The sequence below is a fragment of the Paraburkholderia sp. MM5384-R2 genome, assembly GCF_014201025.1.
In the GTDB taxonomy this organism is placed as follows: Bacteria; Pseudomonadota; Gammaproteobacteria; order Burkholderiales; family Burkholderiaceae; genus Paraburkholderia; species Paraburkholderia tuberum.
On sequence record NZ_JACHDI010000007.1, the window covers coordinates 206,430 to 228,467 of the forward strand.

Below are 22,038 nucleotides of genomic sequence, written 5' to 3' on the forward strand. Positions count from 1 at the left end.
CGAGTTCGAATATGAATAACGCATATGTAGCCGGCGTCGGCATGACCCGACTCGGAAAATTCGTTGATCGATCCGTCAAGGACCTGGTGCGCGAAGCGGTCAATGTTGCGCTCGACGATGCGCAACTGGATCTCGCCGCCATTGAGGGGGCATGGTTCGCGAACTCCCGGCAGGGCCAGATGGAGGGTCAGAACTCTATTCGAGGGCAGTGCGCGTTGCGCTCGATGGGTTTCCAAGGCATCTCGATCATCAATGTAGAGAACGCCTGCGCCGGGGGGAGCACCGCGTTCAATCAGGCGCTAGTCAGCGTGCTTGCGGGGCAATACGACGTTGTGATCGCTGTCGGCGCCGACAAGCTCGTCTATCCGGACAAGAAGGACGCAATGTTCAAGGCTTTCTCAGGTGGCATCGACGTGCACCTAGCCGAGCAGTTCTTTAATCAGCTGGCAGCGCTCGGGCAATCCATCGTGCCGGCAGGAATTGTTGGGGAGATGCGCTTCGACGCGCCTGGCCGCAGCTTCTTCATGGACATCTACGCGGGTTTGTCTCGCCAGCATATGGCGCGATTTGGTACGACGCGCGAGCAGATCGCGGCGATCGCCGCCAAGAATCACCGGCATTCGGTGCACAACTCGCATGCGCAGTATCGCAAGCCGATGAGCACCGAGGAGGTGCTCGCCGATGCGCCCGTAGTTTGGCCTTTCACACGCAGCATGTGTTCGCCGATGAGCGACGGCGCCGCGGCGGTGGTGCTCGTGAGTGACCGCGCGAGACGGCGTCTAGGGACGCGACGCGCAGTGCAGGTCGCGTCGTCTGTGATTGTAAGTGGACTGGATCGCGATCCGGGCGATTATGACCGTCATACAGGCCGGATGGCGGCGCTCCGTGCGTACGAGCAGGCGGGCGTTGGTCCGGAGGACATGGGGCTCGCGGAACTTCACGACGCGACTGCGTTCGCCGAAGTGTTGCAATCGGAGAATCTCGGGTTCTGTGCGCGTGGGGAGGGTGGGATTTTCGCCGAATCTGGCGCCACCACGCTTGGCGGTCGGATTCCCATTAACGTATCCGGCGGCCTGATCTCAAAAGGTCATCCAATCGGCGCCACGGGAATCGTCATGGTCCGGGATGTCGTCACGCAGCTGCGTGGCGAAGCCGGCGCGGCCCAGGTGAGCGAGGCGCGCTTCGGCGTCGTTGAAAACGGAGGGGGGTTTTGGGGCGTCGAGGAGGCCGCAACAGCGGTGCACGTGCTCGGTCCGTTGATCAAATCCTGACTCGGACGGAAAGTCCGAGATGTTCGAAACCGCGCAACGCGGAAATACAACGTTTGATGATCTGAGGACGATTCATGGAAGCAACCATCTCCACCCCAGCGGCAACCGACGCCGTGACCGACGATGAACTCGTGGGACAGTGGCTACAGCGTTTCGAGCGGGCGCTTCGCGCGAGAAGCCGCGCGGATCTGACTGCTCTGTTTATGCATGACTGCCACTGGCGCGATCTGCTAGCCTTTACATGGGACATTATTCCCCATCAGGGACAGACAGCGATTGTCGATCGACTGATCGAGACTCAGGCGGATGTTCACGCGGCTGCGTTCAGGATTGCAAAAGGACGGACGCCTCCGCGTCGGATTAATCGCGTTGGCATCCCGGTGATTGAGGCGATCTTTTCGTTTGAGACGAAGACGGGTCGCGGCGTCGGTCTGTTGCGTCTGCCGCAGTCGGATCCGTCGCGTGCATGGGTGATGATGACGTCGCTGCAGGAACTTAAGGGTTACGAGCCGGCTGTCGGCGACCGCCGTCCGGGCGGCTCTGCATACTCGCGGGAGTTCGGCGGGGCGAACTGGACGGACCGCAGAGCGAAGGAACAGGCATTCGACGATCGCGAGCCTGACGTGCTGATCGTCGGCGCAAGTCAGACTGGGCTCTCCGTAGCCGCTCGCTTACGTCTGCTGGGGGTCGACGCACTATGCGTCGACGCGCTGCCGCGCGTCGGCGACGCATGGCGACGCCGATATCACTCGCTTGCGTTGCACAATCAGGTTGCGTTGAATCACATGGCGTATATGCCATTTCCTGCTTCATGGCCGAAGTATCTGGCGAAGGACATGCTCGCGAACTGGATCGAGACCTATGCATGGGCGATGGAGTGCAATGTATGGACCAGCACGAGCTTCGTCGGCGCCGCGTATGACGACTCCGCCGGTCATTGGAACGCGACCGTGCGTCGCGCGGATGGAACGGAACGGGTTCTGAAGCCACGCCATGTCATATTCGCCAATGGAATCGTCGGGTCGCCGCGAATTCCGAAGCTTCCCGGCATCAATGCATTCAACGGCGTTGTTCAGCATACGCATTATTTCACTGACGGTGCCGCGTGGCGTGGCAAGCGCGCAATTGTGGTCGGAACGGGCACCAGTGGTCATGACATCGCGCAGGATCTGTTCAGACACGGCGCACAGGTGAAGATGGTTCAGCGGGGCTCAATCACGGTGGTGAGCGTCGAATCAGCATGCCTGGCCTATGGTCCCTATTATGAAGAAGGCATCCCGACCGAAGACAGCGATCTGATCTCTGTGTCCGCGTCGTACCCACTGGCTGTCCGTGGCGCACAACTCGTTACAAAGAAACAACGCGAAATGGACAAGCCGCTGCTCGACCGACTCGAGGCAAAAGGATTCAAGCTCGACTTTGGGGAAGATGAAACCGGCTATCTGATGAAGGTGCGTCGTACCCACAGCGGTTACTACCTGAATTGCGGCGCGTCGGAGCTAATCGCAGACGGCGATATCGGGCTCATTCAAAACGATGACATAGAGCGATTCGTTGAGGATGGCGTACTGATGACGGACGGAACCGTCGAGCGGGCTGATCTGATTGTGATGGCGACGGGGTACGAGAGTCAACAGGAAGTCGTCCGCGAGCTTCTCGGTCATGAAGTTGCGGACCGTGTCGGCCCAATCTGGGGGCTCGATGAGCAGGGGGAACTGTCGAACATGTACAAGCCGACTGCGCAGAAAGGATTGTGGTTTCTCGGCAGCGGGCTGTCGCAAGCGCGCGTCTTCTCTCACTACGTTGCGCTGCAGATTAAAGCCCGTGAGGTCGGAATCGTTTCATAACACCACGAAAATTGAATTGCGTACATTGGAGACAAACACATATGTTGGATCTGAAAGGAAAGGTTGCGTTCATCGCCGGCGCCGGCTCAGTCGCTGAAGGGTGGGGTAACGGCAAGGCGACTGCGGTGTTGATGGCACGTCAGGGCGCGAAGGTATTTGGTGTGGACATCAGTGCCGAAGCGCTGGCTGGAACCAGCGAAGAGATGGCTAGGGAAGGTCATATGGAATGGGCATCGCGGACATGCAACATGACGTCAAGCGATGAGGTCAAGGAGGCGGTGAAGGCTTGCCTCGAACGCTTCGGGCGCATTGACATCCTGGTAAACAACGTCGGTGGCAGCGTACCGGGCGACCCTGTATCGCTCAGCGTGGAAAATTGGGACGCTCAAATGGACCTGAATCTGAAAACCGCGTTTCTTGGATGCAAGCATGTCCTTCCGGTGATGGAGCGCCAATTTGAGACAGAAGGACACGGCGGCGCAATCGTCAACATCTCGAGCATAGCGCAGATGAGCCATCAGGTCGGCGGGCGAGTCAACGTCGCCTACGCGGCGGCGAAGGCCGGAGTCGTTGCATTTAGCCGCTCCACCGCGATTGCGTACGTTAAGAAGGGCGTGCGGGTGAACACCGTGACTGTGGGGATGATTGCGACGCCGCTGGTGCAGCATCGGCTCGCGAAACAGCTCGGGATGTCCGAACAGGAACTAGTCGCGCAGCGTAATAAGCTTGTGCCCATGGGACGCATGGGCGAGGCATGGGACGTCGCCCATGCGGTGCTGTATTTCGCGAGCGACGAGGCAGGTTACGTGACAGGGACGCAGCTCGTGGTCGACGGTGGCGTGACGGCGGCCCGCTGAATCTGACGAAGGAGACACCTATCATGACACGTTTGAAGACATTGACCGAGAAGGAGATGACGCCCGAACAGCAGACCGTCTGCGACGAGGTGTCAAGCGGCCCGCGCGGCAAGGTGCCGTTGCCTATGTTCGCGTGGTTGAGGAACCCGGAGCTTGCGCGTCGCGTGCAGGATCTAGGTGCGTTGTTGCGTTACGACATAACACTCGAGCCGCGTCTTGTGGAACTAGCAATTCTTGTGTGCGCGCGTTACTGGACCACACACGTCCAATGGAAGGCGCATAAAGTCTATGCCATTCGCGACGGTCTTGATCCACAGGTGGCCGCTGACATCGCGGCGCGCCGCACACCTCGGTTCGGCGACGACGAGGCCGGAAATCTGATCTACAACGTCAGTAACACTTTGCTAAATACCGGCCGGGTTCCGGTTGAACTTTACGGGCGCGCAACCGCGCACTTCGGTGAGCGTGGCATTGTTGAGCTATGCTCACTGCTCGGCTACTACTGCCTGGCCTCATTCACTCTCAATACCTTCGAGCTTGGGTTGCCCGAATCCGCTGTGCCGGAACTCGAGGATCCTGAGTATCCGTCAACGGTCGCAGTGCCATGAGTGGAACGTCTTTTCAGCACAATACCGTTCGAAACGAATGGCTCGCGACGCGTGTCGAGGAGGCGCTGGATCCGGCGCTGCCGGTTGTCGATGCACATCATCATTTATACGACCGGGCAGGACTTCGCTATCTGTTCGCGGACATGCTCACGGAACTGCAGTGTGGACATGACGTCCGCGCTACGGTGTTCGTTCAGGCACGCGCGATGTACCGTGCTGAAGGCCCAGAACTGCTACGCCCGCTCGGTGAAACAGAGTTTGCGAACGGCGCTGCAGCAATGAGCGCAAGCGGCGCATACGGAAAAGTCCGCATGTGCGCGGGCATCGTAGGCTACGTGGATCTTCGAAACGGCGACGCATTGCGACCACTTCTCGAGCGGCACATTGCGGCGGCTGGCGGACCGATTTCCGAAGGCGGCCGGTTTCGCGGCATTCGGCAGTCTGCGACGTGGGACTGTGACCCGTCACTGTTCAATCCGGTGTATTCCACATCGGAGGACATGCTTGATTCGCGAGAATTTCGCGCGGGATTCGCGCAACTCGGCGAACTGGGGCTGACTTTCGACGCGTGGCTGCTGTTCCACCAGATACCGCGGCTGACCGCCTTGGCGCGCGCGTTCCCGGACACGCCAATTGTGCTGAATCATTGCGGCGGGGTGCTTGGCACCGGCCGGTTCGCAGGCAAGCGCGAGAGCGAAGTATTCGGTGCATGGATGGCAGCCGTGCGCGAGCTCGCGACCTGCCCAAACGTCATGGTCAAGCTGAGTGGGTTGGGGATGGGCTTATCCGGATTTCATTTCGAGCAGGCTGATCGCCCGCCGTCGTCCGAGATGCTCGCGGATGCGTGGCGGCCATGGATGGAAACCTGCCTCGACGCGTTCGGTGCGCAACGCTGCATGTACGGCAGTAATTTTCCGGTTGACAAGGGCAGCTACGCGTACGGCGTCGGCCTGAATGCGTTGAAGCGCCTTATGTCGGGCGCGAGCTGCGACGAACGTTCTGAAGTGTTCTGGCGCAGCGCAGCCCGGTTCTATCGGTTGCCTGACGCATTGTTTGCGTAGATCGGCGGTTCGGCCGATACGTGTCATCCTTCCACTGTACGCAGGTCAGTGCGCGTTCATCTTACGATGACTGGAGTCCTAATGTTTCCGATCGAATTTTTGCGCCACTCGGCTTTGGCGCATCCGAATGCCCCAGCCGCGATCGACGGCGACAGGATTTGTACCTACCATGAGCTCGTTGCCCGTAGTGACGCACTCGCTGCCGGCCTGCAGGCGCTTGTCGGCAAGCCGCGCCCGGTCGTCGCGCTGCTCGGTCCGAATAGCGTTGAAATGCTGGTCGCACTGATGGCGGTACACGCCGGTGGTTCGATTCTCGTGCCACTCAATGGTCGCAACGCCAAGCCGGAACTCGACGCACAGATCCGTCGCGTGAACCCCGACGTTTTGATTGTGAACCGCCAGTATCTGGACAAGTTCACGCAGGATCACCGACCGATCCTTGTAACCGACGCCGACGAGGACGATCCTCGCTCCGTGTCGCTTGTGGAGCGGGCGCATGCTGGCGAGCGGGCCCAGTGGGATGCAACGCTCGGCGACATCAATGCGATCAAGTTCACCGGAGGGTCGTCCGGGATTCCGAAGGGTGTGCAACAGACGTTTCGCTGCATCAACACGCTAGTGAGCTGCGTGGTGATGTCGTTCGAACTGACTGCGACGGGCCGCTATCTCTGCGCCGCGCCGATGACACACGGGGCAGGCGCGTTCATCCTGCCGATCCTGTCGCGCGGTGGATGTGTCGTAATGACCGCGGATACGTCCGCCGCACATCTGCTCGACCTGATGGAACGCGAACGCATCACGGCGACCTGGGTGCCCCCGACGCTCCTGTACATGCTAATCGACGAACAATCGGTGCGACCGCGTGCGCTGCCGGAACTTGCGCATTTGATCTGGGGCGGTGCGGCGGCGTCGCTGACGCGCTTGAAAGAAGCGCGCCAGGTGTTCGGCGACGTAATCGAGACTGCCTACGGTCAGACTGAGGCGCCGCTGGTCCTGTCGGTCGCCCGGGCGGCCGACCTGATCAACGACACGCGTCTGACGTCGGTCGGCCGGGTCGGCCCGCTTGTTGAACTCGCAATCCTGAATGGGGACGGCAGGCGCGTCGCCAGCGGCGACACGGGTGAAATCTGCGTGCGAACCGATCTGATGATGAGCAGTTACTTTGAAATGCCGGAAGAGACAAGTGCGACGATCCGCAGCGGGTGGTTGCATACCGGTGATCTTGGGTGCCTAGACGCCGATGGCTTTCTGTACGTCAAGGGACGCAGCCGCGATGTCGTGATTAGCGGTGGCTTCAATGTTTATCCGTCAGACGTCGAAGCAGCGATTGCGCAGCATCCAGCAGTGTCCGAGGTGATCGTCTTCGGCGTACCGGATGATCACTGGGGCGAGCGCGTCGAGGCATCGCTGGAGCTGCGCGCAGGTCACACAGTGAGCGAATCGGACCTCATCGAATATTGCAAGACGCAGGTTGGCTCGGTGAAAACCCCCAAGCGGATCCACATCGTAACGTCCCTGCCGCGCAGTCCGGTCGGGAAGGTCCTTCGACGCGAAGCGCGCGACGACGCGCTTGCCAACACATCGCAGTGAATTGGCACCTTTCAGGACAATCATCATGCAAATCAGTCACGCCGACGCTCATGATCTTGCGGTTCGTTTCCTGGTCCGCCATGAGATGCCCGAGCCGCATGCACGAATGGTCGCAGACCATCTTGTCTATGCCGCAAAGGCGGGACACACGTTTGCCGGCTTGCCACGACTGCTGCCAATCGCCGAGCGGCTGCGAAAGAGCGGGACCGGCGGCGAGATTCGAACATTAAAGGAAACAGACAAGTCCGCGCTGATCGACGGCGCCAACGTCAACGGCTATGTCACTTCCGTGCTGGGGATGGACAAGGCGATTGAACTCGCCAGGCGAAGCGGCGTCGGGATCGTCGGCGTGAATAACAGCTGGTTTTCGGGTCTGCTACGTTTTTACGTGGAGCGGGCCGCGGACTCGGGCCTGATAGGTATTCACGCGGCCAATTCGACGGCGACCGTCGCGCCGCTGGGGGGGGCGGACAAGCTGATGGGGACGAATCCACTCGCGTTTGCCTTTCCTTCGGTCAACGCGCCCCTGGTGATCGACTTCGCAACCGCATCGGTGATGTGGGGCGACGTGATCTATCACGGACAACTCGGCAAGCCACTCGCCGACGGATGCGCACTTGACCATGGCGGCCGACCGACGACAGACCCCGCACAGGCCCTCGCCGGTGCCATTCTTGGCTGGGGTGGTGCGCGTGGCTTTAGCGTCGCGATGATCGTGCAGGCGCTCGGCATACTCGCTGGTAGCGATCCGGTGATTGGAGATGCGGGCAAGTGGGGCTATCTATTTATCGCGATCGACCCGGGACTGCTACTGTCGCTGGACACGTTTCGCGAGCGGATCGGTGAGCTTACTGCGGCAATTGAGCGCTCGCGCCCCGTACCAGGCGGCGAAACGGTGCGCGTGCCAGGCAGCGCGACGCAGCTACGCATCGACACGGCGAACGGACGTGGCTGGATTGAACTGGACGAAGCAATATATCGGTGCATTGACGATGCGAGTCGGTGACGAGGCGCTACTAGGCCTCACGAAGATATCGCACCCGCTTTAGACCTTTCATCGGGAACGGTAACCCCGCTCTCGTCTCGAAACGCGTCGACATCGCGAACCGAGCTGAGATGTAAAATACCACCGTAAAGCGTACTTTGAGGTTGACCCGGTTCGACGGACGGATTCGCAGCCAGCTATTGGATGTGGTCTAGCCTCCGTTGAGTGTTGAGTCGCGGGTTGTCCACCGGCGGGCGGCGGGCCGCTTCTCACGACCATGACGCTGCCCGCCGGTGGACAACCCGCAAGGCGGTACGGTTTACCTTGGAGCATTGATATTCTCGAATTCGAGCGGCGAACGGTAGCCGATGCTGCTGTGCAGGCGGAGTACGTCGTACCAGCCCGTGTGACACGTGTCGCCGTCCGCCGGACGTAAACCGGCAATGTAGTGGATGGCAAAGTCTGTTTCTGTCTTGTCACGCGCGGCTTGCCGTGCCGTGACCTGCCGTACGACCGGCAGTTGCCTTCTATGAGGAGAAAATAGTCAAGGCTTTTTTGTTCCGGGCTTCTCATCGAATCAGTACATTTTCTGCCATCTTGGGTCCTCCTCGTCATGCAGGCGCATTGGGGGGACGAAATTATCTTGCACGTGTCTGAAGCGCATTGCGCACGTGAGACATTCACGTCTCACCGCCTTCTATCCGCCGGCGGGTAGCCGGCCGCATCCTATGCGCGTTACGCTGGAAGGTTCACCAGGAGTATGCCCCATCTATATCGTTCGGTTGCTGTCGAGCAACCCGGCAACTGCTCGGGCATATTCCGTTCAGACCGGCAAGTAGCTGTTTCATTTGATCCGTTGCTGCGCTGCTTGAGTTGATAGGTATCCTTATCGCATTTTGAGTTCAGCGCCTTCGGGAATCACACCATCCTTGAGGTAGCGCCATAACGCGATGACCAGGCGGCGTGCCACCGCGACGATCGCAATACGTCGGGCGCGTCGGTTGGGGCCAGTGCCCTTCGTGCGCTCGTTGAACCAGCGGGTGAGCAGGCTGCTGGGCTGATACCGTATCCAGGTCCATGCCGTTTCAATCAGTAGCGCGCGCACGCGTCGGTTTCCTTGTTTGCTGATTCCCTGATCGATCTGGGTCTGGCCGCTGTCGTAGGGCTGCGGGACCAGACCGGTACACGCACCCACTTGGCGGCGGTTGGCGAAGTGCCTCCAGAAGAGTTCGAGTGCAAGTCCCGAGCCGCTAACCGGGCCGATGCCGCGCAGGTGTGTGAGGTGATCAATACGCTCGCGCGCACGTTCGGGAAGGTGGAGGTGGTAGGCCTTTTCGAGGGTAGCCGCCTGCTTCTCGACCAGCGCCAGCCGCTCGCACTCGCGCAGTAGGCGTTCATGGAGCTCTTCGGGTAGCGGGGTACCATCGTGACAGCACACTTCACGGCATGCGAGCCGGTTTGCGAATTTACGGCTGTTGACGTCCTCCCAACAGCCGACTGTCGCCAGCAGCTTGCGCATGCGATCACGATGTTGCAGCACCTCCTTCTGCAGTTGGCCGCGGTCACGCATCAGGTGGCGCGAGGCTTCATCCTGCGCAGAGGGTACGTGCACCGCATGCATGCGGTCGTTCGCCGCCCAGCCAGGCCCGCAGGTTGATGACCAGCTTCGTCACGTCGAGCCGGTCGGTCTTTGCGCGACGCTTTTGGCGTTGGACTGGAATGCTCGCGGGATCGACGACGTAACACTCGATGCCGCGAGCCTGCAGCGCCCGAAAAATCCAGAAAGCGTCCTGGCCGGCTTCGTAGCTCACGACGATGCGCGTGTTGTCGGGCAGTGCCCATGCCTGTTTTTGGGTGACGATCAGCGTAAGCACGGCCTGCAGGCGGGCGGCCGGGTCGGTTTGTGCCACCGTGTGAATCGACGGGCTTTCTCGATGCCCGTCATGCAGCGCGTCTTTCCACTTAGCCGCCGCCAGTTCAAGCGATACGGCCAGCACCACGTCCGTTACGTTGCCTTGCGTTTCCTGTGTACGCATGATGCCCTCCTGTGAGGAACTTCACGACATGCTGATTTTACGATATGGCCTGGTTGCGGCCGCTTACTCTACATAGGATCTACCTGGACGTGCGTGATTGGTAACGGTCGCGTGCAGCCTGTCCGTTTAGCGTCCGTCCTTTCCCCGGCAGCATTACGACGACGTACTCCTACAACTCAAAGGAGCATCCAACTGCATGCCTTTTTGGCTCGGGCCTGCGAGCCGCTTCGGCCCGTTGTTGTTCACGACGTTTATCAACGGTTCACATCTGTTACGCATGCGGAACTTGCCTGGCCTCCGCTGTGAGGTGAAGTTCAGCCCGCTTGCGGGTCGGCAGGAACGGGAACGTGGTAAGCCCGATTCTCCGCCATCGGTCTGAAGCCGGACCCGTGGCAGGTAAGCCGTGAGGCAAGCTGATGGGGGAGCGGGTATGAGTATGAGAACGCGGAAAAAGCGAATGCCGGGCTGTAACGGCCCGGACAGGGGTTCAAAATTTGCCCCGACCTGAAAGGGTGCTGACTTCCGTGTGGTGCAGCTGTCGCAGACGCGCACGTGAGGCCTCATGAAAGGCAGCTTGAGAGTGGCCAGCGCAAGCTGGTTCAGCGCCCTTCACCTGAGCGATCAGGCAGACCGACGACGCGAGGGTTTGCGAAGACCCTGTGCGGTTTCGGCAAGGCCGGCGTCGGTGCGACGCTCAACGCGGTGCTCGAGCCGTATGCGGGGAAACTCTGACGTGCGGTTCTTCGGGGGCTCCGTGGCCAGAAGGGCACGGGGCTACCCAATTCCAGGAACCAGAAGATGCGCCGTATAGCCTGTTCATGCGTCGCGAAGTGCTCACGCATGAGCAGTTGTGCTGCAAGCGTGCCGAAGAACGATTCGCACATCGCTTTATCGTAGGCATCGCCAGCCGTTCCCGTTGACGGCTGCACACCGGCCACGGCAGCGCCGCCCGAACGCAATGGACGTGTATTGGGTACCCCTGATCCAAATGTAGGATCACCCCCTCGTGGCGTCGCTGCAGCGCTGCAGCAACGCCATGTCCAGTGAACCCAACATGAGTTCGGTGTACCAATGGTTGGACATTGCCCAGCCCATGACGCGGCGACTGAACATGTCCAGAACCACAGCCATGTACAGAAACCCCTCGTCAGTCGGGATGTAGCTTGCGTCCGCTACCCACAGTACGTTCGCCGCCTCGGCAAAGAAGTGCCTGCGCACCGTATCCGGTGCACCTGTGCCTCCGCGCGTCGCCGCGTGGTGTGTGGCCAGCGCCGCCCGCTCGCATCATGCAGGCCGGCCAGACGTGCCACCCGCTTGCGTCCCGCGTGCACTCCTTCACGCGCGAGCTGCGCACCCCGGCGGTCGGTCAAACTCCTCCGGGTATGGTCACTTCAAATTCCCCCACCTGACGACCGTCGGCTGAGCCACTAAAGCTGCCGGGGAGAGGTGTTGCAGGACGTCTATCTTCGTCTCCTTCGAACAAGAAGGAGTTCAGGGAGTGAATTGAAATGAACGCGCCCCACCTGTAACCGCCAGCAAGGATCGTGGATCCCACAGACGAACGACATCGATGCACGAAGGTGCAAAATGCATGAATTCCCGATAACCGGAGGATCCAGAGATGAACTCTACGGCGGTGGGCGTTGATATTGCGAAGACGGTGTTTCAGGTGCACTACATCGACCAGGAAACTGGCGAGATCGTGAACAAACAGATCAAGCGGGCAAAGTTTCTCGAGTTCTTCGCGAACCGGGCTCCCTGTCTCGTCGGTATGGAAGCGTGTGGCGGGGCGCACCACTGGGCTCGGCAGCTCACGAAGATGGGCCATCAGGTGAAGCTGATGCCTGCCGAATTCGTCAAGGCCTTCAACATTCGCGACAAAAACGATGCGGCAGATGCGCAGGCGATCTGGCGGGCAGTGCAACAGCCCAGCAAACCGGTGGCGGTCAAAACAGAAATGCAGCAGGCTGTGCTGGCGCTGCACCGGATGCGCGAGCAGCTGGTGAAGTTTCGTACGATGCAGATCAACGCATTGCGCGGTCTGCTGACTGAATACGGCGAGGTGATGGGTAAAGGACGGACTGCGCTGGATAAGGCGATTCCTGAAGTGCTCGCCAGGGTGGCCGAACGGCTGCCGGCCGTGCTCATCGACACGATGCGCGAACAGTGGAACGGCCTGACGGCACTGGATGAGCAGATTGCCGGGATCGAACGGCGCATGCGCGAGTGGAAGAAGGATGATCCGGCTGTCAAGGCGATCAGCGAGATTCCCGGCGTTGGACTGCTGACGGCGACGGCGGCAGTCGCAATGATGGGTGATCCCAAGGCCTTCCGGTCAGGCCGAGAGTTTGCCGCATGGGCTGGACTCGTGCCGCGGCAGACGGGCTCGGGCGGCAAGGTAAACCTGCATGGCATCAGCAAGATGGGCGACACCTATCTGCGCAAGTTGCTGATTCACGGCGCCCGCAGCGTGCTCACTCATGCGAAGGAAACAGGGCCGTGGATCGACCAGATCAGCAAACGCCGACCGCCGAATGTGGTGACCGTTGCGCTAGCCAACAAGATGGCACGCACGATCTGGGCGTTACTGGCCCATAACAGGCCTTACCAGAAAGACCACTTGAGCGTGAAGCCGGCGTAAGCCACTGCTGTCATGCAGAAAATCAACGTTCAATGCAGTACGAGCTTCGAAGGTTGCGCAGGCAATCGTATGTGATGACACACAGGTAGGACCGTGACCCGCCAAGCCTGAAAGACGTGAAGAGCCTTGAGCTCGCGGAGTGAATGAGGCGCGGGTCAGCGGATTTCATAGTGGGCCGCAGCGTAGCAGCTGCAATAAGCTGTGCGATTCACAGACATCGTTTCACTTTCGGGGTGGCCGTTTTCTTACCGTGCTGGAACTCGCGGGTCCGGTAGGAGACGCGAGTTCCAGCACGCGCCGGTGATGCTCTGCAAGTGTCTTGTCCACACGCCATTCGCGATGCCGGATTCGTTCCTTCCGCTCGTCGTATGCGTTTTGCACCTGCTCCGAGAGAGGCGTGATTTCTCCGACTTCTGTGATGCGGTCAACCGGCGTCTTGCCGCCGAGGGAGCCGTGCGGACGGCGCCAGTTGTAGTCGAACTGCCACTCTTCAAGTCGCTGGTCAATCTCGTCCTCGGTCGGGGCATGGTGGAACCAGAACTCGTTCAGGTCAGTCAGCTGTGAACGCTCGACCTTGCCGTTCGCAAAAGCAGTCAACTGCACGCGATTTGACCGATGCGACGCAGTTCTTCCGGGTCACCCATCCCTTCCATCCGTTGTATGGGCGAGAGTTCACGCTTGTGGATCGGCGCAACACGTGGGGAGAAGATCGCGTCTACTTCCACGACGACGCGGGTGACCTGAAACGTATGCCGGCAGCCTGGACGAGCGCCGCGGCGCCCAATGCATTCGAGACAGTTTCGGCGGGACGATCACATTTCCGCATCGAAGATCTGTTGCAATTGACCATGCTAACTGCCCGGTACAGAGAAACGAACAGACATTCAAAAGGGCACACAGGCAAGCGCAGGATGTCAAGTAAATAATGCCATTGGTGTAAGGCTAATTATGACATTTGACGCGGCCGCAATGCTTCCGTCCGGATGAAGGCGAGAGTTCTAGCTGTGCTAACGCGAGCGCGTCGACTAATAGCCTTTAAAAAAGACCTTGACATCATCTATATATGGTCATAATTTACGTTACATATGGCCCGTACCAGAAAGCCCGACCCCAAACTCGTTGCTCTCGAAGAGAGTGGCACTGTGAATCCGCGCCCGCAGGACATCGACGATCCTGCCTTCATCGGCAGCGACTTCTTCGATCGCCGGGATCTGGTTCAGGTCCGCTACGAAATGCTGCGACGCGTTCGCGTGGAAGGGCAAACCATCGCGGATGCCGCCGCACACTTCGGAGTCAGTCGGCCGACCTTCTACAAGGCGCAGGCCGACTTCGAGCGCGACGGCCTGGCCGGGTTGCTGCCGGTCAAGCGCGGTCCGCACGGACCTCACAAGATCACCGATGAGGTGATGCGCTTCATCGAAGAAGCGCGCGCGACTCACGCTGGGCCGGAAGTGTATGAGTTGGTCGAACTGATTGCGGGGCAGTTTGGCCTGGCGGTGCATCGACGCACCGTGGAGCGCGCCCTGGCGCGTTTGAAAAAAAAACGACGGCAAATCCCCCCGTAACGGCGCGCGATGCCCAGTCCCTGAGCCGATGCTATGAGGTCTTGCGCCAAGAGGTTCTCGATATAGGCGGAGGTGGTCCCATGCTGATGCGAGGCCGCGCGCTGTTCATGTTCAAGGGCATGGCGGTTTGGATGAAGTCTGTGACCGAAGCGTTTCCGTTTAGTCCATTACCGGTTGCGCGCCCGAGCAGGCTGAATCTGCCTGTCGGTCTCGAGCAGAACGTGGTCGCCATTGTGGCGACGATGGCGATTGCGACAGCGGAGGTGATGGCATGACCGATCAGACGCACGCGAAAGTTCAGGCCCGGCATCTGAAAAGAAGCGCCTACCTGTATGTCAGGCAGTCCACGTTGCGACAGCTGTTTGAGAATACCGAGAGCACTGAGCGCCAGTACAACCTGCGACAGCGCGCGGTCGCTCTCGGATGGCGCATTGATCAGGTGGTCGTAATCGACTCGGACCTTGGCCTGTCCGGCGCGTCTGCGGTTGATCGCCTGGGGTTCCAGCGTCTTGTCGCCGAGGTGAGTCTAGGCCGCGCCGGGATTGTGATGGGTCTCGAGGTGTCGCGCCTGGCGCGCAATTCCATCGACTGGCATCGGCTACTGGAAATTTGCGCACTGGCCGACTGCCTGATCCTTGACGAGGATGGCGTCTATGATCCCGCGCACTTCAATGATCGATTGCTGCTCGGCCTGAAGGGCACGATGAGCGAGGCTGAGTTGCATGTCATGCGGGCACGGTTGCGCGGCGGCATCCTCAACAAGGCGCGTCGCGGGGAGCTGGAGATGCGGCTGCCCATCGGCTTTGTCTACGATACCGAAGCACGTGTGCGTCTGGATCCTGACGCACGTATCCAGGAAAGTATCCGGCAGCTCTTCCGCACGTTCCGGCGCGCCGGTTCGGCCACGGCAACCGTCAAGGCCTTTCGTGAGCAAGGTCTTCTGTTCCCGCATCGGGTCCACCATGGAGCACGGAAAGATGATGTGCTGTGGAGCGAGCTCGAGCACTCACGCGTACTGTGGGTCCTGCATCACCCGCGTTACGCAGGTGCGTACTGCTTCGGGCGCACGCGCTATCGAAAGCATCCCGATGGGCAGAAGGTCTCCGCCCGGCTGCCCTCTGCGGAATGGGTGTCGCTGATCCCTGACGCCCACGAGGCCTATGTGAGCTGGGAAGAGTTCGAACAGAATGTTCAGGTGTTGCGCGAGAATGCCCACGCACTGGGCATCGATCGGGAAAGGGGAGCGCCACGAGAGGGACCGGCGCTGTTGCAGGGCCTGGCGATATGCGCCAGATGCGGTGAGCGGATGACAGTGCGCTATCACGTCTAGGGCACACGCAGGGTGCCGGACTACATGTGCCAGCGTCACGGCATCGAACATGGGCGGCCGGTGTGCCAGCATGTTCACGGTGGTGAGCTTGACGAGGCCGTTGGCAGGTTGCTCGTGGAGACAGTCACGCCGGTCACGCTTGAGGTCGCGCTGGCCGTACAGGAAGAACTTGAGAGCCGCTCTGACGAGCGCGACCGACTGCATCGCCAGGAGTTTGAACGTGCACGCTACGAGGCCGATCTGGCGCGTCGCCGCTATATGCAGGTGGATCCAGCGAATCGATTGGTCGCGGACTCGCTTGAAGCGGAATGGAACCAGGCGCTACGCGCTCTCGCCGAAGCTCAGGATCACTACGAAAAGCAGCGCGAAGCTGATCACGCAGGACTTAACGATAAACAGCGCACGAGCATCATGACACTTGCCAGAGACTTCCCTCGTCTGTGGAACGATCCGCGCACACCTGATCGCGAGCGAAAGCGCATGGCGCGACTGCTCATCGCTGACGTGACTTTGCTCAAGGGCGCAGACGTCTGCGTTCAGATACGCTTTAATGGCGGCGCCACGCATACGCTACATGTGCCGCTGTCCAGGCCCGCGTGGATATTACGGCAGACCCCACGCGCAGTCGTTGCCGAAATGGACCGGCTTCTCAACGAGTACACCGAGAGTGAAACGGCGGAGCAGCTTAATCGTCAGGGGCTCATCTCCGGCTGGGGCAAGCGGTTTAATTCCAGAATGATCACGCGGATTCGACTGTCCCACAAGCTACCGGGTCATCATGACAGGCTGCGCGCACGCGGAATGCTCACCCTGGACGAGATCGCAGAGCGGTTGGATGTGACGCCGACGACCGTCAAGACCTGGCGTCGTGCGGGCCTGCTTGTAGCGCACCGCTACGACGACAAGGGCGGATATCTCTTCGAACCGCCCGGCGCCGACGCACCGGTGAAATTCCAGCACCAGGGAAAGACCCGTGGCCGGCGCTCGGCCGCATAAACACCAACTCAACCGACCTATGAGGTGCACTATGCAGCGCAGCCCTTGAGGTGTGGCGAGCGTGGCGGAATCGGTCGAAATTTGATGCACTCGCTCATCAGACGTCGCTGCACCGATTCGGCGAAGAACTCGCCGCCCCGATCAGTCTGGATACGCTGGATCGGGAACGGCATTTCCTCGATGACACGATCAAGAAAAAGCAGCGTATTCCGGGCGTTTCTGCGCGGGTAGACAGCCAGTACGCGAAAGCGCGAGCAGTCGTCGACGGCCGTGTATTGGTAGACGCCTCGCGCGATCTTCATCGTGTCCATCTGGACCCGATCCCCTGGAACCGGGCGACTATAGCGTTTGGGATGTGCCGGCCGCCTGGGACGCACTAACGGTTTCACGGACGCTTCGTTCAGAACCTTGTGAATGGTCGCGAGGGACAGTTCTCTTTGTTCATGGAGCCGCAACTCGTTCTGGATCCTCCGCGCGCCCTTGTGCTCGGCGCGCAGCAGGAGAATCGTCGCCCGATCAGCTTCAGTGACCTTGCGGTTTGGACTGTTGAGAGGGCGGCGCCTCTGAGATCGAAGCCCCTCTTCTCCAGCATTCCGGTAGCTGCCACAGCGCACACATACGAGACCGGCGTTGCCGGTCTCGTGATACATCATCACCCAACGTAATCGAGTCGCAATCTCGCGGTCCATCGCCTCATTTTAGTTGAAACGATGTCTGCGAATCACACAAATAAGCCCGGATATAGAGCTGCAACCGACCCTGTCATGTCAGAACACACGAGCGCTTGCCCAAACGGGGCGCGTTCATGTAGAACGTCTTGAAGCCGCACCTGCAAAGCACCGTATTCACATTACTCGAGCGCAACAAGAGCCAACGCCAGATCAAGCGGCTCACGGGCATCGACCCCAAGACGATCCACCGCTCGGCCGCGGTCAGCCCGTCATGACGCCCACCCGCAATCACGATGGGCCTGCGCGACCCAGGTGTTGATCGTCTGTTCGGTCGGTTCGAACTCCTCGGGCGTACGCCCGGCTTTCACCAGCTCGACCATGTGGGCCCGAAATTCCACGGGATACGGGGCACGATGCCTGCCCATTTCGACACCTTCTCATCAAAAAGGATAGGTGTCCGTTTTTGCGGGTCAATCATCACTGATGTTACCGAAACGAGCGACGCTGGACAGTGAATGGAATGGCCGAGTGACCGTATCACTTTGCGAGCATGTCCTGCCAATTCCCAGAAGCCTGCGCTATCGCTGGTTCAGTGTGGGGCAACCGGACAACGTTGCGTGTCTCGGAGCCGCTGCCGGGCTAGCTCCGATCGGACTGCCCGTCCCAGTACTGTCGAAATCCAGATCGAACAATCGAGGAGGATCTGCATGTCAACGCCAGTGGCAATCCCTCTCTCGTTGAACATGTGAACGACTTCTTCGGTTGCGATGTTTCCACTCGCGCCGGCGGCATACGGACATCCTCCCAGACCGCTCACCGATGCGTCAAACGTTCGCAGACCGAATTGATAAGAAGCGAGAATGTTCCCCAGTGCAAAGCCACCGCTATCATGATAGTGTCCTGCCAACGCAGGGACGGGTACCCGCTTCGCGACCGCCTCCAGCATACGTACGATCTCACCACGTGTGCCAGCGCCAATCGTATCGCCAAGTGAGATTTCGTAGCACCCCATGCGATAAAGCGCTTCGGCCACGCCCGCTACGTGCTCGGGTGGGACCTCGCCCTCATAAGGGCAGCCGACCACGCAGGACACATAGCCTCGGACTTTGACCTGCGCGGCAGCGGCAGCTTCCATGATGGGTTCGAACCGCGCCAGTGACTCAGTGACCGAACAGTTTATATTACGCTTTGAAAATGTCTCGGAGGCGGAAGCAAAGACTGAGACCTCTTTTGCTCCACACGCAACGGCCTCCAGGAAACCCTGAAGGTTCGGGGTGAGCACGGGGTATGAAACCTCGCCGCCTGCAGACAGGCTACGGAGAACTTCCGCATGGTCGGCCAGTTGCGGTACCCACTTTTGTGGCACGAACGATGTCGCCTCAATGTGGCGCAAGCCTGCCTCTGCCAGGCGTTGGATCAACTCGAGCTTTACGCCTGTCGAGACAATCTCTTTTTCATTTTGCAAGCCGTCTCTTGGGCCAACCTCGACGAGTCGAACGTCGGTGAGCATGGACATCAGCGTGCCCCCCCGGAGGCCAACCACATCGGCTTGCGCTTTGCAAGAAAGGCGGTGACGCCCTCCCTACCTTCACTTGATGCGCGCACATTGGCGATCCGCTCGGCTGTGTCTTGCATCACATCCTCGTGGGGCCCTCGTAGCCCCACATCCTCGATGAGCGACTTTGTTTTGGTCAAAGCCTGCGGGCCGGCGGCGATAAGAGCGTTAGCGACGCACGACACGGCTTCATCGATCGCACCGACGTTGCTCAACTGGTGTACGAAGCCGAGGCGAAATGCTTCTTGCGCCGAAAGCCGCTCCCCGGTGAGCATATAGCGTTGGGAAGCCCGTATGCCGAGAGCCCGGATTACATACGGAGAGATGGTCGCTGGAACGAGGCCGATACGCACCTCGGAGAGGCAAAACTCTGCCGCCTGGTCCGCAACAACGATATCGCCCGCGGCGGCAAGGCCCATCCCGCCGGCATAAGCCGGCCCGTGCACGCGTGCAATGACCGGTTTTGGCGACGTGTGAACCGTCTTCAGCATCTGCGCTAGCATACGTGCATCTCGTAGATTCTGCTCCGGACTAAAGTCCGCCATACGCCGCATCCAATCGATATCGCCCCCAGCACAAAAGCTTGTCCCACGGCCTGCCAGCACAAGCACGCGAATGCGTTCATTTTTGGCCAGTTCCGAGAAGACTTTGGAGATTTCAGCGATGAGATGCTCGTCGATCGCATTGCGCACTTCCGGCCGGTTGAGCCAGATGGTAGCAACAGCGCCATTCAACTCTGTCTCGAGATTTTTATAGGTCATGGAAATGAGCTTTTTATCAGTAGGATTTCGGAAGGCCAAGGACCTTCTCGGCAATAAAGCAAAGGATGAGTTGTGGGCTAACGGGCGCCAGGCGCGGAATCCAGGCTTCACGCAGATAACGCTCGACGTGGTATTCCTTGGCATAGCCCATGCCGCCGTGGGTGAAGATGGCGTTTTCGCACGCGCCGTAACAGGCTTCAGCAGCCAAAAATTTGGCGCTATTTGCCTCCGCTGCGCAAGGCAAATGTTGGTCGTAAAGCCAAGCCGCTTTTTGTACCATCAGGTGTGCAGATTCGAGTTCCATCCACGATTTCGCTAGCGGATGCTGGATGCCCTGGTTCTTCCCGATAAGACGCCCAAAAACCTCGCGCTCGTTCGCATAGTTGGCTGCGCGCCGTAGTGCCGCGCGCCCTAGGCCAACCGCCTCTGATGCGATCAGGATGCGCTCAGGATTGAGCCCGTGCAGAATATAACTGAATCCCTTTCCTTCTTCTCCAATCCGATCTTCGACGGGAATTCGCACGCCGTCGACGAACACCTGGTTGGAATCCACACATTTGCGTCCGAGCTTCTCGATCTCCCGCACCTCGATCTTTGAGCGGTCCATGTCGGTATAAAACAAGCTGAGTCCTTCGGTACCCTTGCACGCCTCCGCGGGTGTCGTTCGAGCCAACAAAAGCATCTTATTCGCAACTTGCGCAGTGCTGATCCATACCTTTTGACCATGGACAACGTAATCAGCACCTTCTCGAACGGCATAGGTCTTGAGCTTGAGCGTGTTCAAACCTGTATTCGGTTCTGTAACGGCAAAACATGCACGATCGCGACCCTGAATGAGCGGCGGAAGCCAGCGTCGCTTCTGTTCGTCCGTACCGAACGTCACCACAGGGTGCAAGCCGAAGATGTTCATATGAACGGCGGATGCTCCGGAAAGCCCGGCACCAGTGGCAGATATCGTGTGCATCATCAAAGCGGCTTCGCTAATTCCCAGCCCGGCGCCACCGTGTTCTTGGGGCATCGCAATGCCGAGCCAGCCAGAATCGGCAAGTGCCTTATGAAAGTCGAGGGGAAATTCGCCGCTTCGATCTCTCTGGAGCCAGTAGTCGGCGTCGAAAGGTTCACAGATTTTTTCGACTGCATCTCGAATCTGCTCTTGCTCAGATGTGAGGTTAAAATTCATTGGGTATCCTAGGTAGACATTGCGCATGATCGCCAGTGCGGTGAAACGGCCATAGCATCGTCTCTCGTATGCTCGCGCATGGGCGCGTCGGTAAAATTGAATCGCTTATGTTTCTCGAGCGTCTTGCTTTGACCGTGGTTGCCGTCGATCCTTTCAAGTCAGAATGATCGAACTGGTTGCCGGCCCGCACCGCGTTGGATGCCTCATTTATATCCTCGTAAGGGTATTTCCTTCAATGCTATCGAGTTGCCGCGGACGGTCAACCGCCCTTGCCGGGAAGCACCTTGCCGATAGATGCGACGATGCGTGCTCAGATTCGCGCCCGCTTTAGCTTTCGCTCAACTGGAAACGGATTGCGGGCACCACATTGTCCCGAGCTCCCTTGGAGAAGACACCCGCCGTTCGGCGTCGTGAGCGTGACGTGCGTTCTGCGGGCAAGACGAAGAGCACACGAAATGTCGCTCTCCGGTGTCAACGGTGCAGTCTTCGCTTGCTGCATCGCTACGCGTCGTAGTCGGTCTGTGACCTTTCGGGAGCATCCCTGCGTTTGACAATGATCTGACGTCAACACGATTTCATAGAAGGTCTTTGCCGCTCATCGCAAAGGTCGGCTCATCAATGATCGAGTAAGCTTGCGACACCTCAATGCCGTGGGGCCAGGCGAGGCGAGGTCGAGTGCTTCGAACACTTCGATCTAAAACGTCGCATGCCGATGATAACAATTCAATTTATTTTCCGAGGGTCGAGTTGGATAGTAAGGATAACTGATATAAAAATACGTTTTAGAGGAGGTCAATTTTTGATGATTATTGTGGATGGTGTCGGAAGCAGGGAAGCAGGGAAGCAGGGAAGCGGGTAGGAAGGGCGATTTCATTGCCCACGTTCGAACATGGTATGAGCCGCGATGAACTTAAAAGGAAAGTGACTATTCAGCCGTCTTTCCATCATGAGTGTGCTGCCGGTTCTGGCATGAATGCGGCGCGCGCGCCGACGGCGTCACCGAAGCGACTTCCTTTAGATGACTTAGATGGCTGCGTCCATGTGCATTTATTGAATCCCTGTTCCGCGTTAGACGGAGATTTGC

The 22,038-nt window shown here is 59.3% G+C and carries 18 protein-coding genes and 4 pseudogenes; 14 read left to right on the forward strand and 8 right to left on the reverse strand.

Annotation, left to right across the window (positions count from 1 at the left end; all coding sequences use genetic code 11):
• Positions 1 to 11: 11 nt before the first annotated feature.
• The 7 genes from HDG37_RS14605 to HDG37_RS14635 all read left to right on the forward strand — a co-directional run bounded on the left by HDG37_RS14605 (position 12) and on the right by HDG37_RS14635 (position 8,240).
• Entirely contained in the window at positions 12 to 1,271 is a 1,260-nt protein-coding gene (locus tag HDG37_RS14605) for a thiolase family protein (RefSeq protein WP_184048583.1), read from the forward strand.
• A 74-nt stretch (positions 1,272 to 1,345) separates the two neighbouring features.
• On the forward strand, positions 1,346 to 3,118 hold the full coding sequence (locus HDG37_RS14610) for an NAD(P)/FAD-dependent oxidoreductase (protein WP_184048586.1): 1,773 nt from the start codon (positions 1,346 to 1,348) through the stop codon (positions 3,116 to 3,118).
• A gap of 41 nt (positions 3,119 to 3,159) precedes the next feature.
• Positions 3,160 to 3,975 (forward strand): SDR family NAD(P)-dependent oxidoreductase, encoded by an 816-nt coding sequence (locus HDG37_RS14615; RefSeq protein WP_184048590.1) that lies wholly within the window; start codon positions 3,160 to 3,162, stop codon positions 3,973 to 3,975.
• Between the two features lie 23 nt (positions 3,976 to 3,998).
• On the forward strand, positions 3,999 to 4,583 hold the full coding sequence (locus tag HDG37_RS14620; protein WP_184048593.1) for a carboxymuconolactone decarboxylase family protein: 585 nt from the start codon (positions 3,999 to 4,001) through the stop codon (positions 4,581 to 4,583).
• The gene (locus HDG37_RS14625; RefSeq protein WP_184048597.1) at positions 4,580 to 5,644 is read left to right on the forward strand and encodes an amidohydrolase; all 1,065 of its coding nucleotides are present in this window, start codon (positions 4,580 to 4,582) and stop codon (positions 5,642 to 5,644) included. Before HDG37_RS14620 ends, HDG37_RS14625 begins: the two co-directional genes overlap by 4 nt.
• Positions 5,645 to 5,725: 81 nt before the next feature.
• Entirely contained in the window at positions 5,726 to 7,234 is a 1,509-nt protein-coding gene (locus tag HDG37_RS14630) for a class I adenylate-forming enzyme family protein (RefSeq protein WP_184048599.1), read from the forward strand.
• Between the two features lie 25 nt (positions 7,235 to 7,259).
• A complete protein-coding gene (locus tag HDG37_RS14635) occupies positions 7,260 to 8,240 on the forward strand; it encodes an Ldh family oxidoreductase (protein ID WP_184048603.1) in 981 nt (326 codons plus the stop codon).
• Between the two features lie 865 nt (positions 8,241 to 9,105).
• Here the strand turns inward: HDG37_RS14635 and HDG37_RS14640 are convergent.
• Both HDG37_RS14640 and HDG37_RS40320 read right to left on the reverse strand, forming a co-directional pair.
• Positions 9,106 to 10,255: pseudogene (locus HDG37_RS14640) on the reverse strand (IS110 family transposase).
• 996 nt (positions 10,256 to 11,251) lie between these two features.
• Entirely contained in the window at positions 11,252 to 11,473 is a 222-nt protein-coding gene (locus HDG37_RS40320) for a DDE-type integrase/transposase/recombinase (protein WP_221312010.1), read from the reverse strand.
• A 403-nt stretch (positions 11,474 to 11,876) separates the two neighbouring features.
• On the opposite strand from HDG37_RS40320, the gene HDG37_RS14645 reads away from it, so the two are divergent.
• Entirely contained in the window at positions 11,877 to 12,896 is a 1,020-nt protein-coding gene (locus HDG37_RS14645) for an IS110 family transposase (RefSeq protein ID WP_184048606.1), read from the forward strand.
• A gap of 222 nt (positions 12,897 to 13,118) precedes the next feature.
• Here HDG37_RS14645 and HDG37_RS14650 read toward each other — a convergent pair.
• Positions 13,119 to 13,478: pseudogene (locus tag HDG37_RS14650) on the reverse strand (integrase core domain-containing protein); the annotation flags it as partial.
• Between HDG37_RS14650 and HDG37_RS40325 the strand changes: the two are divergent.
• The 5 genes from HDG37_RS40325 to HDG37_RS38785 all read left to right on the forward strand — a co-directional run bounded on the left by HDG37_RS40325 (position 13,457) and on the right by HDG37_RS38785 (position 16,787).
• Entirely contained in the window at positions 13,457 to 13,822 is a 366-nt protein-coding gene (locus tag HDG37_RS40325; protein ID WP_409260119.1) for a DUF5372 family protein, read from the forward strand. The pseudogene HDG37_RS14650 and the gene HDG37_RS40325 sit on opposite strands and share 22 nt — an antisense overlap.
• A 216-nt stretch (positions 13,823 to 14,038) precedes the next feature.
• Complete coding sequence (locus tag HDG37_RS14660; protein ID WP_311541335.1) at positions 14,039 to 14,461, forward strand: helix-turn-helix domain-containing protein; 423 nt, start codon at positions 14,039 to 14,041, stop codon at positions 14,459 to 14,461.
• An 80-nt stretch (positions 14,462 to 14,541) separates the two neighbouring features.
• A complete protein-coding gene (locus HDG37_RS14665; RefSeq protein WP_221312011.1) occupies positions 14,542 to 14,736 on the forward strand; it encodes a hypothetical protein in 195 nt (64 codons plus the stop codon).
• Positions 14,733 to 15,791 carry a recombinase family protein gene (locus HDG37_RS38780; protein WP_221312012.1) on the forward strand — a complete coding sequence of 353 codons (1,059 nt, stop codon included), beginning with the start codon at positions 14,733 to 14,735 and terminating at the stop codon, positions 15,789 to 15,791. The genes HDG37_RS14665 and HDG37_RS38780 overlap by 4 nt, the downstream gene beginning before the upstream one ends.
• A 12-nt stretch (positions 15,792 to 15,803) precedes the next feature.
• Entirely contained in the window at positions 15,804 to 16,787 is a 984-nt protein-coding gene (locus HDG37_RS38785; protein WP_221312013.1) for a helix-turn-helix domain-containing protein, read from the forward strand.
• 41 nt (positions 16,788 to 16,828) lie between these two features.
• Here HDG37_RS38785 and HDG37_RS14675 read toward each other — a convergent pair.
• A pseudogene (locus HDG37_RS14675) lies at positions 16,829 to 17,476 on the reverse strand (DDE-type integrase/transposase/recombinase); the annotation flags it as partial.
• Positions 17,477 to 17,604: 128 nt separating this feature from the next.
• Here HDG37_RS14675 and HDG37_RS39260 point away from each other — a divergent pair.
• Positions 17,605 to 17,733 carry a hypothetical protein gene (locus HDG37_RS39260; RefSeq protein ID WP_260334875.1) on the forward strand — a complete coding sequence of 43 codons (129 nt, stop codon included), beginning with the start codon at positions 17,605 to 17,607 and terminating at the stop codon, positions 17,731 to 17,733.
• A gap of 21 nt (positions 17,734 to 17,754) precedes the next feature.
• On the opposite strand, the pseudogene HDG37_RS40330 reads toward HDG37_RS39260, so the two are convergent.
• The 4 genes and pseudogenes from HDG37_RS40330 to HDG37_RS14690 all read right to left on the reverse strand — a co-directional run.
• A pseudogene (locus HDG37_RS40330) lies at positions 17,755 to 17,883 on the reverse strand (IS3 family transposase); the annotation flags it as partial.
• Between the two features lie 164 nt (positions 17,884 to 18,047).
• The gene (locus HDG37_RS14680) at positions 18,048 to 18,974 is read right to left on the reverse strand and encodes a hydroxymethylglutaryl-CoA lyase (protein ID WP_184048614.1); all 927 of its coding nucleotides are present in this window, start codon (positions 18,972 to 18,974) and stop codon (positions 18,048 to 18,050) included.
• Positions 18,974 to 19,774, reverse strand: coding sequence for an enoyl-CoA hydratase-related protein (locus HDG37_RS14685; RefSeq protein ID WP_184048828.1), 801 nt, complete (start codon positions 19,772 to 19,774; stop codon positions 18,974 to 18,976). The genes HDG37_RS14680 and HDG37_RS14685 overlap by 1 nt, the downstream gene beginning before the upstream one ends.
• Positions 19,775 to 19,790: 16 nt before the next feature.
• Complete coding sequence (locus HDG37_RS14690) at positions 19,791 to 20,954, reverse strand: acyl-CoA dehydrogenase family protein (protein ID WP_184048616.1); 1,164 nt, start codon at positions 20,952 to 20,954, stop codon at positions 19,791 to 19,793.
• Positions 20,955 to 22,038: the final 1,084 nt, after the last annotated feature.

Bases quoted from the DNA above. Each gene is read 5' to 3' on its own strand.
- HDG37_RS14665 (WP_221312011.1), top strand. From the start codon at position 14,542: ATGCTGATGCGAGGCCGCGCGCTGTTCATGTTCAAGGGCATGGCGGTT.
- HDG37_RS14690 (WP_184048616.1), bottom strand. From the start codon at position 20,954: ATGAATTTTAACCTCACATCTGAGCAAGAGCAGATTCGAGATGCAGTC.
- HDG37_RS14630 (WP_184048599.1), top strand. From the start codon at position 5,726: ATGTTTCCGATCGAATTTTTGCGCCACTCGGCTTTGGCGCATCCGAAT.
- HDG37_RS14645 (WP_184048606.1), top strand. From the start codon at position 11,877: ATGAACTCTACGGCGGTGGGCGTTGATATTGCGAAGACGGTGTTTCAG.
- HDG37_RS14605 (WP_184048583.1), top strand. From the start codon at position 12: ATGAATAACGCATATGTAGCCGGCGTCGGCATGACCCGACTCGGAAAA.
- HDG37_RS14625 (WP_184048597.1), top strand. From the start codon at position 4,580: ATGAGTGGAACGTCTTTTCAGCACAATACCGTTCGAAACGAATGGCTC.
- HDG37_RS14615 (WP_184048590.1), top strand. From the start codon at position 3,160: ATGTTGGATCTGAAAGGAAAGGTTGCGTTCATCGCCGGCGCCGGCTCA.
- HDG37_RS14635 (WP_184048603.1), top strand. From the start codon at position 7,260: ATGCAAATCAGTCACGCCGACGCTCATGATCTTGCGGTTCGTTTCCTG.
- HDG37_RS14610 (WP_184048586.1), top strand. From the start codon at position 1,346: ATGGAAGCAACCATCTCCACCCCAGCGGCAACCGACGCCGTGACCGAC.
- HDG37_RS38780 (WP_221312012.1), top strand. From the start codon at position 14,733: ATGACCGATCAGACGCACGCGAAAGTTCAGGCCCGGCATCTGAAAAGA.
- HDG37_RS14620 (WP_184048593.1), top strand. From the start codon at position 3,999: ATGACACGTTTGAAGACATTGACCGAGAAGGAGATGACGCCCGAACAG.
- HDG37_RS14685 (WP_184048828.1), bottom strand. From the start codon at position 19,774: ATGACCTATAAAAATCTCGAGACAGAGTTGAATGGCGCTGTTGCTACC.
- HDG37_RS14680 (WP_184048614.1), bottom strand. From the start codon at position 18,974: ATGTCCATGCTCACCGACGTTCGACTCGTCGAGGTTGGCCCAAGAGAC.